At 57.3% G+C, this 11,934-nt stretch carries 11 protein-coding genes and 1 tRNA gene; 7 read left to right on the top strand and 5 right to left on the bottom strand.

Features of this window, described 5'->3' with window-relative positions; all coding sequences use genetic code 11:
* The 3 genes from RBB47_RS30065 to RBB47_RS30075 all read left to right on the top strand — a co-directional run.
* Positions 1 to 497: TRAP transporter small permease (locus tag RBB47_RS30065; RefSeq protein WP_305989627.1), on the top strand; the 497-nt coding region annotated here is incomplete at its 5' end.
* Positions 494 to 1,765: a TRAP transporter large permease gene (locus RBB47_RS30070; RefSeq protein WP_305989628.1), complete on the top strand. Its 1,272-nt coding sequence runs from the start codon at positions 494 to 496 to the stop codon at positions 1,763 to 1,765. The genes RBB47_RS30065 and RBB47_RS30070, both read left to right, overlap by 4 nt.
* Positions 1,766 to 1,832: 67 nt before the next feature.
* Positions 1,833 to 2,561 (top strand): transporter substrate-binding domain-containing protein, encoded by a 729-nt coding sequence (locus RBB47_RS30075; RefSeq protein ID WP_305989629.1) that lies wholly within the window; start codon positions 1,833 to 1,835, stop codon positions 2,559 to 2,561.
* Positions 2,562 to 2,965: 404 nt separating this feature from the next.
* Here RBB47_RS30075 and RBB47_RS30080 read toward each other — a convergent pair.
* Positions 2,966 to 3,055 (bottom strand) — tRNA-Ser (locus RBB47_RS30080).
* A 296-nt stretch (positions 3,056 to 3,351) separates the two neighbouring features.
* Between RBB47_RS30080 and RBB47_RS30085 the strand changes: the two genes are divergently transcribed.
* A complete protein-coding gene (locus RBB47_RS30085; RefSeq protein ID WP_305989654.1) occupies positions 3,352 to 4,557 on the top strand; it encodes a benzoate/H(+) symporter BenE family transporter in 1,206 nt (401 codons plus the stop codon).
* 217 nt (positions 4,558 to 4,774) lie between these two features.
* Positions 4,775 to 5,467 carry a DUF930 domain-containing protein gene (locus RBB47_RS30090; RefSeq protein WP_305989630.1) on the top strand — a complete coding sequence of 231 codons (693 nt, stop codon included), beginning with the start codon at positions 4,775 to 4,777 and terminating at the stop codon, positions 5,465 to 5,467.
* Positions 5,468 to 5,585: 118 nt separating this feature from the next.
* Here the strand turns inward: RBB47_RS30090 and RBB47_RS30095 are convergent, their stop codons facing one another.
* Positions 5,586 to 7,304, bottom strand: a complete 1,719-nt coding sequence (locus RBB47_RS30095) for a caspase family protein (RefSeq protein WP_305989631.1) — start codon at positions 7,302 to 7,304, stop codon at positions 5,586 to 5,588.
* Between the two features lie 411 nt (positions 7,305 to 7,715).
* A complete protein-coding gene (locus RBB47_RS30100; RefSeq protein WP_305989632.1) occupies positions 7,716 to 7,985 on the bottom strand; it encodes a hypothetical protein in 270 nt (89 codons plus the stop codon).
* Positions 7,986 to 8,311: 326 nt separating this feature from the next.
* On the opposite strand from RBB47_RS30100, the gene RBB47_RS30105 reads away from it, so the two are divergent.
* Positions 8,312 to 9,079, top strand: coding sequence for an alpha/beta hydrolase (locus tag RBB47_RS30105; protein ID WP_305989633.1), 768 nt, complete (start codon positions 8,312 to 8,314; stop codon positions 9,077 to 9,079).
* 83 nt (positions 9,080 to 9,162) lie between these two features.
* On the opposite strand, the gene RBB47_RS30110 is transcribed toward RBB47_RS30105, so the two are convergent.
* Positions 9,163 to 9,681 (bottom strand): GNAT family N-acetyltransferase, encoded by a 519-nt coding sequence (locus RBB47_RS30110; RefSeq protein WP_305989634.1) that lies wholly within the window; start codon positions 9,679 to 9,681, stop codon positions 9,163 to 9,165.
* A 126-nt stretch (positions 9,682 to 9,807) separates the two neighbouring features.
* On the opposite strand from RBB47_RS30110, the gene RBB47_RS30115 reads away from it, so the two are divergent.
* Positions 9,808 to 10,329, top strand: coding sequence for a hypothetical protein (locus RBB47_RS30115; RefSeq protein WP_305989635.1), 522 nt, complete (start codon positions 9,808 to 9,810; stop codon positions 10,327 to 10,329).
* 10 nt (positions 10,330 to 10,339) lie between these two features.
* Here the strand turns inward: RBB47_RS30115 and RBB47_RS30120 are convergent, their stop codons facing one another.
* Positions 10,340 to 11,917: a glycosyltransferase family 39 protein gene (locus RBB47_RS30120; RefSeq protein WP_305989636.1), complete on the bottom strand. Its 1,578-nt coding sequence runs from the start codon at positions 11,915 to 11,917 to the stop codon at positions 10,340 to 10,342.
* Positions 11,918 to 11,934 lie beyond the last annotated feature (17 nt).

The following is an 11,934-nucleotide window of genomic DNA, read 5'->3' on the forward strand; positions in this document are numbered from 1 at the left end:
GGGCCACGAAGGCTCTGGGATTGCTGAACGTCACGATCCTTTCGGTTCTGGCGCTCGGCGTGATCGGGATTTCGCTCAACGAGACGGTGCTTCGGGTCCTGTACCCGCGTGGACTGCCCGACTGGGGGGCAGAAGTCACAACCTACATGATGGCCTGGGGTCTTATGCTGTCGCTGCCGATACTGGTCCTGAGAGGCCAGAACATCGCAGCGGATTTTCTGGTCAATGCCATTCCGCAGAAGATGCGTCGTGCCATCGGGCTTGGCGAGGATATCGCCGGGGCTGTCTTCTGCGCCGTGGTTGCATGGGGCGGTTATCTGGCGACGGACTTGGCGCATCGGCTGGGGCAGATTTCGGACACCTCGCTCCAGTTTCCGATGTGGCTCTACATACTCGCCGTGCCCGTGGGATTTGGTTTGTCCTCGGTTTCCTACCTGTTGCGTCTGGCAGCACGTGTCTGGCCAACTCTCAATTTCTGGAAAGCTGAAGACAAATGATAACCCTGATTTTCAGCCTATTCCTGATCTTGCTGTTCAGCGGCATTGCCATCTATCTGGCACTGGGCGTGTCGGCAGCCATCGCGTGGCACGAAGAAGGCATCCCGATTGTCGCGTTCTCGCAATTCTTCGCAGATCACCTGAATACGCCCACCTTTGTGGCGGTGCCGATGTTCGTCATCGCAGCCACATTCATGGAACGCGGCCGGATATCTCAGGTCCTGGTCGACTTTGCGTTGTCGATCTTTGGCAGCTTGCGCGGCGCCCTCGCCTATGTCTGCATTGCGGCCACCGCGCTTTTCGCCGCGATCAGCGGGTCTTCGGTTGCAACAGCGCTCGCGATGGGCCGCTCACTCATTCCGCAAATGCGCGCGCGCGGTTACCCCGACAGTTTTACCACCGGCACACTCGGCGCGGCGGCAACGCTTGGCATCCTGATCCCGCCCAGCCTACCCATGATCATTTACGCCCTTGTGGTTGAGGAATCGGTGCCGCGTCTGTTTCTGGCAGGGGTCGTGCCCGGCCTCCTCCAGGTTGGTTTGTTCCTGATATACGTTCGCTTCCGGGGACGCAAAATGCCATCCGAAGGTGTTTTCAACCCCGTTGCGATCCGTCGCGCAAGCGCGCGCGCAATACCGGGACTGACGATGCCGGTAGTTGTTTTCGGCGGGATCTATTCCGGGCTCCTGACCGTCAACGAGGCAGCCAGCGCGGCGGCAGCGATGGCCATTCTGATCAGCTGGCTTTTCTACCGTGCCGTTTCAACCAACGAGATCCCGTTTCTGTTGTCGGAATCGTTTCGTGAGACCGCAAAGATCATGGTCATTATCCTGGCCGCGCTGGCCTTGGCCCATTGGCTGATTGGTCAAGGTATCGCGCGGTCGCTGGCCGACTATTTGAACGACTCCGGATTATCTGCCCTGCAGATCCTGCTGATTTCCAACTTCATCATGCTGTTTCTGGGCATGTTCCTCGAAGTCATCTCGGTGATCCTGATTTTCGTTCCATTGATTGTCCTGACGCTGGAAACCGTCGGCATCGACAAGGTTCACTTTGGAATTGTCGTCATCATCAACATGGAGCTGGCCCTGTTGACGCCTCCCATCGGACTGAACCTCTTTGTGCTTTCAGGCATATCCGGGGTCCCGATCAAGGACGTGATGCGCGGCTGCATCCCTTACGTCATCCTGATGGCAGGATTGTTGATGCTGATCACGCTTGTACCCGAAGTCAGCCTTTTCCTGCCTAACCTTGTCTATGGCGAATGATATCGGAGACCGGTGATACTGGACTTTCGAAAACCCAAATTTTGTATCTCGCGACAAGGCCAGGGATATGCCACTCTCGCACGCTTCCTCACTTTTGACCGAGTTCGCACCAACGGGCATTCTGCGCGTCGCACTCAACCACGGGAACCCGATCTTGGCCGGAAGGACGCCGCGCGGCGAGCCGGCCGGCATAAGCATATCGATCGCCTGTGCCTTGGCGCAGCACCTGGGTCTTGACCTGCGCTTTGTCGAATATGACCGCGCCGCAGACGTGGTGTCCGCCGCGGAGCAAGACAAATGGGATCTGTGTTTTCTGGCGTTTGACCCTTTGCGGGCGCGGATGATTGCCTTCGCCCCGCCGTACCTGCAAATCAAGGGCAGCTACCTTGCGGGCCCGGCGACGACGGCAACCGGGGCTGAAGAACTCGTTGCTTCGGGAGTGCCGATTGGTGCAGTCGAAGGCAGCGCCTATACACTGACCTTGCAGCGCAGGCCCGGGTCCGAGCATTTGGTCATCTTTCGAAACTTCCAGAGCCTGGCAAGGGCACTGGACGATGGCGGCGTCGCGGCGATTGCAGGCATAGACACGGTGATGCGTGCGGAAGCCGATAAGCGGCCGGGAACCCGGGTGTTAGACCCTCCGTTTATGGAGATCCGTCAGGCCATTGGCGTCCCTCAGGGCCGTCCGGCTGCGACCGCAGAACTTGCAGCTTGGCTTAGCAAGCAGCTTCGGAACGGGTCGATCGCAGAAATCCTCGAAGAACACGGTGTCGGCAGAGAGTGCCTGGTCACGTAAGGAATGGTCTCAAACAGGTTCGAATTCGATTAGGGCTGGTGAGCACCCTTTCCTTCAATCACATGACCTTCGTGTCTCCCGCTAAAGGCAAAAAAATTTGAGGTTAGCGCGTTGACAAGCAACAGCTTCGTCAGCCCGCTCGCAGCGCCAATCTGGCCACTAAAAACGTTGCCACGAAAAGCTTTGTTCCACCGTACTGGCAGTCGAAAATGCCCCCGACCACTTTCAATCTTCGCGCAGGAACCGCATCAATTCCTATAGCTTCAGGTATTTGCTGGCCCAGCCCTGGCGAAACATCTTGACCGCTTTGAAAGCGATCGCTGCGCCGCGCAGACGAATTGCCGGCACTTTGGGACGACATCGCCATCAAACGCGTCTGGGTGATATTGGATTGCTGTGCGGGATGGCGGAGAGGAAGGGATTCGAACCCTCGAGACGGTTGCCCGCCTACTCCCTTAGCAGGGGAGCGCCTTCGACCACTCGGCCACCTCTCCGGTAATGCCCGTGTACGAACAAAAGCAACACAGTTCAAGGCGTTTTTTGCGGAACGGGAAATTTTCCACGGCCCCCTGCCCTGCCACTTCTTGCCGGAAGACAATGCCGCCGCTACGTGAGTCCGAAGCGGTGCCAACGGGTCGCGACGCGCAATCGGTTTTGAGGATTTGGCCACGCTTCGGGACAATTTGCCAGACCTGATGCCGACACGAGCGCTGCCAACACGCTTTCGTGAGAGCCTGCAATGTGCTTCAAGTGATGCGCTCGCCCGCCACGACTTGATCGACAATACGCTCTGCAGAATAACCCTCCGATGACAAAAGACCTGACCCTTCCTGCCCTCTACATGGGGCTTCTGGCCGCTTTCGTGGGATATTCGGCTTCCTTTGCCATCGTGCTGGCAGGGCTTTCGGCCATGGGGGCAACAGATACCCAGGCTGCGACCGGATTGTTCTTCGCAACGATCGGGATGGGGATCTGCAGTATCTGGCTGCCGGCGGTAACGCGCATCCCCGCAGCCGTCGCGTGGTCCACGCCCGGCGCCGCCTTTCTGGCAGCGAGCGTCATGCTCCCGGGTGGCATGGCCGAGGCTGTCGGTGCGTTGATCCTGTGCGCGGTGCTGATCTGCCTGACAGGCTTCATTCCAGTTCTTGGCCGGGCCGTCGCCTCCATTCCCAAACCGATTGCGAACGGGCTGCTGGCCGGGGTTCTCTTCAAGCTGTGTCTTGCTCCCGCGCTGGCGCTCGGAACCATACCGGCACTCGTGCTGCCGGTTCTGGTTGCCTGGCTCATAGGGCTAACCTGGAACAGGCTCGCCGCCATGCCGTTTGCAGTGGTCGCGTTTCTGGTTGTCCTGTTCTTTTCCGTCACGACGACAGACGGAGCGCCCAATGACGGGCTCCAGTGGCTGCCGCAGTTCACCGCCATCTTCCCGATCTTCACGCTTCAGGCTTTCATCTCCGTGTCGATTCCACTCTACCTCGTCACAATGGCGGGCCAGAACATTCCCGGGTTCGCGGTGCTGGAGCTCAACAACTATCCCGTCGACCGCCAGCCCTTGTTGCGCAAAACCGGGCTTGTCAGCCTGGCCATCGCGCCGTTCGGGGCAGTGCCGGTGAACATGTCCGCGATCACCGCGGCCATGATGGCGGGCGAAGATGCGGGACATGACCCCAAGACACGATACTGGGCGGCAATCGTGTCGGGTATCGTTTACACACTCATTGCATTTGCTGCCGGCCTGATCACGTCGCTCGCTGGTCTGGCGCCGGCCGGCCTTATTACCGCTGTTGCAGGCCTTGCCTTGATGCCGGCGCTGGTGAGTTCGATATCAGCCGCCTTCGTCGACAAAGACCAGCTGGAAGCACCTGCACTCACATTTCTGATCGCCGCAAGCGGCATGGTGCTCTTTGAAGTCGGCGGCGCCTTTTGGGGCGTTCTGGTGGGATTGGCCGTGTGGCAGGCGAAGGTTCGCTTCAACAGGAAAGTCACCAACAGCTGACATCGGGCTGTTCTGAGCTTGTCTCAAAGTCCACTGCCATGAAACCCGACGCACGAAGGCCCAAAATACATGACCAAGGTCGAAACAACGAACCTCCACGCGTTGACAACAAGACAAAGGGGAAGACGCGCGCTCAAGTCATTTGGTCCAAGATTTGAACACATAGTCGCATCATGATGCTAGCTTAAGTTGCACCTCCACCAACGGACCCAACTGCGTGAGCGTAGCAGAACATCAGGCTGTTCATCGGTTTGTCGCAGAACGATTTTCCTGGATTTGTGCCGTCTGGGTCCATGTTCTGCTGTTTTCCCTTCTGCTAAGTACAGACCGGATAGCCGGGCCTGATATACCTGCTTCTGTCCCACTCGCCGTCGACATTCTGCCCTTCCGCGAGTTTGCCAGGACCGTTGCCCCTCCTCCAGCCTTGGCCCCAATTCCTCCAAGTGCGGACAGATCTGAGGGCGCAGCATCCGAGCCTCAAGACAATCCGGTTCAAGGCGCAAACCTGCAACAACCGGATGAAAACTGGCACCTTGCAACGGCGTACTATGCGAAAAGCGTGCTCAGCGACCCGCGGTCCGCTCAGGCACGACTGGCTTTGACGACACTGGTGAGCGGCGACCGGCGAGAACAGCTCTGCGCTCTGGAAGCCATGGAACAAGTCAGGCACGCACATCCGAACTTCCGTCCAACGCGACTGGCGCCACACGCTTTTCGAAATTCCATTCAAAGGAAAAATGTAATCACGGCACCGGCAGCTGCGCTGCGGAGCAACCGTATCTGGTACGAGATCGCCTACAAGTGCCGACTCTCGGAAAGCGTCAGCGATATCGTCGGCTTTGAGTTCGCACTTGGTGAGGCGATTGACCGCTCGCTCTGGGACGAACACGGTCTTGCTCCAGTTCATTGAATAACGCGGATTTTTGGGATGGTCGGCTAATGTCCAAGCACGGTATTGACCAAAGCTTAAAAAAAGATCCAGAGACAGTTTTTAGTTAGTAAGTGTTCCGGTTGACAATTCCGCGATTTCATCGACGGCTAAGCGTCACTTCACAACGGTATGTGCTTTGTCCCTTGATCGCAGACGGGTCGTCACCGGGTTCGAAAACATAAATCACACGCCACGATGTATCAGGACTTGTCCACGTAAATGTCAGCTTGGGCTCATGTGTCAGTTTTCCCGCGAACTCTGCGGGGTAAGCAAATGGCAACGCTCCAAACTCGGCCCGATACGATCGCTCACCCTCGTGGCGAATTACGACTCTCGCAATTGAAGTCCCCTCCGCCCATTGACTGCCCTTCGGGCACGTGGTTGTCAGACGCCAGGTCCCGGTGAGGAGAGACGGCTCAGTTTTCGCCCGCGTTAAAACGGAACACAATCCGTCAGGAAGTGCCCTGAGCTTCGCGAGCGTCTCGACTGAATTGGCGAGAGAACCACTTGCCATGGTTCCAGCGGACCGCGTGGAAACCCGGTTGATCGCCGCACGCGTCAGCGCACCAGTTAACCCATCGGGCTCGCCACCTCCGCAGCTCAGACGGTTGAGTTCTGTTTGCACTTGATAGACGACCTGCTGATCTGGCGTCAGACCGGCAGGCAAACCCATCAATGCAAGGGAGTGGCGACTATAAAGTGGTCTGAGACATTGAGGGTCCGCTCCGCAGGCCGTCCTGGCATCACCGAATGCAGCATGGTCAAGGATAACCTGACCGTAAACGTCGCCTCCTCTGAGGTAGTCCAATCTCGATCGGTAAAGCCGTGCGATACGCGCTTCAGCCACAATGAACTCTTCGGTTTCACAAATGAGTTGCTGGGCCGCCTCGTTCGGATTGCCGCACCATTCCGGCAATGAGATTTGTGGTTCTGATCCAACAAGACCCTTCTCACTTCCAGGGTTCAACAAAGTTTCGTCGCGCTTGCGCCTTGCCAGACGTGTCAATGGATGATCTGAGCGGTCAGCATAAGTCTCCAAAAAGCCATTCCAGGCTTCAACACTTGCAAGTTGATCAGCCCGCTCGAAATCCTTGGCAATTTTCTCGCCATCGTCTCTGTCTGAAACTGCAGGAAGTGCCGGGACGAGAAAGATGTCTTTCCCCGGCAGGGATCCATAGGTGAAGGGTTCCTGATACCCATCGGTCAGATCGAACACCTTGTCGCGGACTTTCCTGAACATCTTTCCAAGCTCAAGGCCTGGCTCTTCGATATGGCTGAGAAGCGCTTGCGCGTAAGGACTGTTGCGGCCGGCCCCATCAAGCGCCAACGTGCCACCTCTGGCCGCGTAACCAACCAGAACACCGCCTGGATTGATGCGTCCGAGTCCCCGTCCGATTGACCTTGTCGCGGACGTGCGGGTCATATCCCTCAGGAATGGGTTGTTCCGGCAGGCGTCCACAAGGATCACCTTCAAACCCTTTACATTCGCAACCGCGGCAACAACAGCATCAAGCCGAAGAGCCTCGAACTCAACGTCTTGATCGCTCGCCAATTCGGCATTGGTCGGGATCAGGTAGTTGGTGTTGTCAATTTCGATGCCATGCCCTGCGAAATAGACAATCACCACATCGGCATCGATCGCTTTTCGTGCAAAATCTCGAAGAGCGAGCCGCATGCCCCGGAAGTCGAGGTCCATGCCACGCGAAACCTCGAACCCAATCCGCTCGAGTGCATTTGCTATATCGGTGGCATCATTTACCGGGTTCGCAAGCTTTGAAACGTGATCGTAGGCGGCGTTCCCAATCACAAGCGCCACGCGGCTTTCCTGAGCTGCCGCATTCCCAACTGGCGCCAGCAAAACAAGAAACATCAAGAAAACAAAATCGATAGCCTGGCGAAAAATCTTGCGAGTGCTCGACATCAGCTTGCTCAAACAGTCTTGGTGGACTTCAAGGTAACACCAATAGCTTGCAGACACGAGTTGCAACAGCATGTCCGAGCTGGGAAAAGACGCACGCAAACTTCGACCCAAGGCAGCATAGTTGCACCCGAAACCGGTGAGGCGATTGACCGCTCGCTCTGGGACGAACACGGTCTTGCTCCGGTTCATTGACCGGGCAAAAGTGATTTTGAGCAATAAATCCGGACGCGACAGAAGGTCTTGTTCTGCCGCGTCAGATTGAAAATTCGGGTTCAGGTGCCGTCTGGCCGGCAGCCCTTGCCGCCGTCAATGCATCGACAGCCATTCACGCGCAGAGCGCTGCGCTTCGGCGATCTCGGAGGGGCTCATTTCGCTGGAAATTTCCTTGCGGTACTGAACGGCAGCCTTGTTGCCCTTGAGCGCAGCGATGTTGAACCACTTGTGCGCGGTGACCAGGTCGGTTTCACCATTGCGGCCGCAGGCGCTGTCCAGACCCATCTGGAACAGAATGTCGGCAGTGACGGGCTTTTCGCCCATGGCGGCCATATCGGCCGAATGCATTTCAAAACGAGCCATGTTGCTCCCCTTTCGTCCTCTGTTAGACTTCCCTAGAAACGCAAGCTTTCGTGAAGCTTTCCCTTTCGTTTCTTGAGATCTACTTCAGCAGGAGCAGTTAAATGGCTCGTAAAAAAACAGGTTTAACGCAAACCGAATAAAACTTTAAATAACTCTGAAATTTACGCGATGGTAATTATATCAGGTCGAATTTGACTTATATTTCAATGACATTCGCCGAAAAATTGACAGGGCATCTAAACGCTCTGTTCACCAAGCGGAAAATTGGGCACTTTTTCAAGCACGCCAATTGCACCGTCTTCTCCCTCACTTGCGGAGCCTGAACCATGTCGACGCCACCGATTGTCTTTCTGCACGGCACCAATGCCTCGTCCTGGACGATGGACCCGCTCTTTCACTTCTTTGAGGGCCAGGGCTTTGACTGCCATGCCCCCACATACCGGTTTCACGACCTGCCGGACGGCGAGGAACGGACAAACGCGCTGCGCGGCACCAGCATTGCCGACTATGTCGGCGATATCGCGGCTTTTCTGGAGACGCTTGACGCCAAACCCGTGGTGATCGGTCATTCGCTCGGGGGATTGATCGCCCAATTGCTCGCCTCACGCGGCCTCATCGGCGCGGGGGTCCTGATCAACAGTTCGATCATCAACGGGACCGTGCCAACGACCGAAATGGAGCGTGCACTCGGCAAGATGTTCATGTCCGCCGGCCCCTTCTGGGACCAGGTTCCCGGGCAGGATTTCGATCTTCTGGCAACTTATGGGCTCAACACCATGCCGAGCGAGCAGCAACATGAGATCTGCGACCGGCTTAGCACTGAGTCGGGTCAGGTGCTGTTTGAGCTGTTCTTCTGGATGTATGACGTCAATCAGACCACCAAGGTCGATTTTTCACGCGCCAGCACTCCGCTCCTGTTCCTCTCAGGGAGCGAAGACAAGGTCGTACCGCCTTCAACGGCAAAGTCGATGGCAAACCGCTACGGCGATCTCGCAACCTTCGTCGAGGTGCCGGGACGGTGCCACTACATGCAGCTTGAAGAAGGTCGCGAAAAACTAGCGCAGCAGTGTCTGGACTGGATCCGGGGGCTTTGAGGATAACCGTCGAGCCCACCGTGACCTGAATTGAGCGGGTTCTTTTCTTCGCGCTGCGACCGTCTTTCCGGCCCTGGTGCTCGTCACATCAACATTTTCTTATAGCCAAGATGGCTCTGATCGTAGCCGAGCTTGCGATAGAAATGGTGCGATCCGTCACGCTCCCGGTTCGAGGTCAGTTGAACCATGCAAGCGTTGGCTTTGCGCGCCAGATCCTCGGCGTGATCCATCATGATCCGCCCGACGCCGGTGCCGCGCTGATCGGAGCGCACGTGAACACTTTCAATTTCGGCCCGCGGCCGCCCCATGAAGGCAAGTCCCTTCAGAAAATGGATCTGGTAGGTTCCGACCACGTCCCCCGCCTCGTCCAGCGCGACATAGATATCGGCCTCTGGTGCTTGAACAAGCGCTTCAAAAGCGGCGCTGTAGTCCTGCCAGTTATCGAATTCCTTGTCTTTTCTCACTCTTGTTGCGCCCGCATTGATGACGGCGACGATTTCACGAAGGTGATTGATACCGGCCTTCTCGATCCGGATCGGTTTCTTTTCCCGGCGTTCCACGGTCACTCCCAGCTTTTCGTCCCAGTTTGTCCGCCTTAGCACGTCAGCTCTTGGGCAGTCGACCGCCGTTAAAAATTGAATCGAATTCGAACCATTCGATGTACCAAGATTTAAAGCGGCGTCCATACCGTTATGCACCATCTTGGCTAGAAGACAGGTGCAACAAGCATGACCGACTGGGGCAGTTGGGAATTTGCGTTGGCCGGGGGGCTGATTGGCTCCGGCTTTCTTTGGCTGGCGGCGGCTGCCGCGCAGCCCAATGCCGCCAGAAACGGCAATATGTGTTTTCTCACTTATGGCTGGCCCGTCAAGATCATTACGGCTTCACTCATTCCTGTCGCGGTTTTCGTCATCTTCGTGATGGCCCACGCCCCGGCAAAGCAGATCGCACTCGCATTCGTCTTCTCTGCAGCCTTTCTGGCGGTCACGATTGCCATCAACTACCAGATCTTCTTCGTCCGCTTCGGTTATGACCGGAACAGGATCTACTTCCACAGTCCGTTTTGCGAAGCCAGATCCGTCCCATGGGAGAACCTGGAAAGCGCGGGACATTCCTATATCGCGCAGGCCGACTATATCGAGGTAACGGGTGTCGGCCGGATCTGGTGCCCAAGCGTTCTCAACGGCCATGATGAATTTGGCCGGTTTCTTGAACAAAAGGCCGGTGCGCTGATTGCATCCCAGTCCTGAACCGCTGAATTCAGCGACACAAAGGATCGGACGGGTCGAGCTCGGCGACGCCCCACCATGTGGTCCGCCAGTCCGGCGCTTTCCAAAGATGATGCCAGCTCCCGGTCAGATAACGCGCCGAGACGGGGGTGCGGTGCTCACCGAAGGCGACCTCATCAAATCTCTGCTCCGCAGGTAGCCCGGGCTCTTCCTCGCCGTCCTCCCAGACAAAGAGACACGTGTCGCGCGGCGGTGTGCGCGCCGGAATCGCCTTGGTCACGATCCGGGCGCCGGGGAACAGAACCCGAAGGTTGCCACCGGTATACCCGTCGTCGGCGATCAATGTCGCTTCGGACGCCCCGAGGTCCGCCAGCGGCGCCTTGAGTTCGGCATAGGGTTTCATGTGGCGGCACTTGCCGCCGCACCAGAACTTGTCCGGTGCGATCAATCCAGGGATGCGGGCGACAAAGACCACCGCAACGAAAGCAACGACGAGCGCCGCCAGCCAGCGCCATTGCCTGTCAAAGCCGAACCGCTCCAGATCGGCGAACAGGTATATTGGCAACAGCAGCATCAGGGGATGCATGTGCCGTTCCTTGACATAGGTTGCGCCGGTAATTGCGATCATCAGCGCCGTCAGCAGGATCATCGCAAGGACTGTGCGCCCGCACAGGCGGGCAACATCACGCACGGCAGGGGTCAATGGATCCTTTCGCTGGAGATACCGTGGCCAGAACAGCAACAGCAAAAGCGGCACCAGCACGACGGAAAAACCGAAGAGACCGAAGGCCAGCTTGCCCAGTCCTTCGGCAGCCCGCGCCGCGTGCGAGGTTTCAGAGGCAACACCCATGGTTTTTGAAACGGAGGCGAAGAGCTGAAGACCTTCTGTCAGGATCCACCAGGCATAAGGACTGTAGACAATGGCGGCGGCCAAGGGCACGAGCAACAGACCGGATAGTTTGAGCCGTTGGCGCCAGACATTGTCACTGAGTGCCGCCAAAACGAGTGCGACCACAAAGATCGGATAGGAGTGTTTTCCAAGAAGACCGGCGCCAGCGACCGCTCCAAACAGCAGGTAGTAATTTAGCCGCCCCGTCTCCAGTGCCTTGACGAAAAAGAACGCGCTTGCCGCGCAGGCTGTGGTCAGGACCACAGTGTGCGTCACGCCTTCATGCAGGTTCCAGCCGAACTGATAGTAAAGCGAATAGGAGAAGGCACAGAGCGCGGCCAGACGCGGATCGGAGATCGCCTTGCGTGCGATCAGAAAAAGAAACAGCGCCGCGAAGGAAATCAAGCTGTATTTGACAAAGAGCGCGGCCCAGATGGTCGGCCCAAAGATCTGCTGTGCGGACCACAACAGCCACTCGTAGAGCGGTGGCTGGCGCAGCATGTAACCGGGTTCCAGCGTCTGTACGAGCACGTTTTCGAACATGTCGTCTGTGCCGAGAACAGGCGTCGACAAGGCGCGCAGCAGAAGATGTGACAGGCCCCAGAGCGCAACGATAGCCCACACGCCGAGAGGTGTGGCGTAGAACGGAGGGTGCGTGTCACCGGAGGCGGCTTCGGGCAATCGGCTCATAAGAGCGGGATACATGATTTGTGCATGCATGCAACCCTTGAAACCCG

It is taken from the genome of Roseibium sp. MMSF_3544 (genome assembly GCF_030732845.1).
Taxonomy (GTDB): Bacteria; Pseudomonadota; Alphaproteobacteria; order Rhizobiales; family Stappiaceae; genus Roseibium.

Coding starts and splice junctions, on each gene's coding strand:
- RBB47_RS30075 (WP_305989629.1), top strand. CDS start 1,833: ATGCCACTCTCGCACGCTTCCTCACTTTTGACCGAGTTCGCACCAACG.
- RBB47_RS30070 (WP_305989628.1), top strand. CDS start 494: ATGATAACCCTGATTTTCAGCCTATTCCTGATCTTGCTGTTCAGCGGC.
- RBB47_RS30120 (WP_305989636.1), bottom strand. CDS start 11,917: ATGCATGCACAAATCATGTATCCCGCTCTTATGAGCCGATTGCCCGAA.
- RBB47_RS30100 (WP_305989632.1), bottom strand. CDS start 7,985: ATGGCTCGTTTTGAAATGCATTCGGCCGATATGGCCGCCATGGGCGAA.
- RBB47_RS30105 (WP_305989633.1), top strand. CDS start 8,312: ATGTCGACGCCACCGATTGTCTTTCTGCACGGCACCAATGCCTCGTCC.
- RBB47_RS30115 (WP_305989635.1), top strand. CDS start 9,808: ATGACCGACTGGGGCAGTTGGGAATTTGCGTTGGCCGGGGGGCTGATT.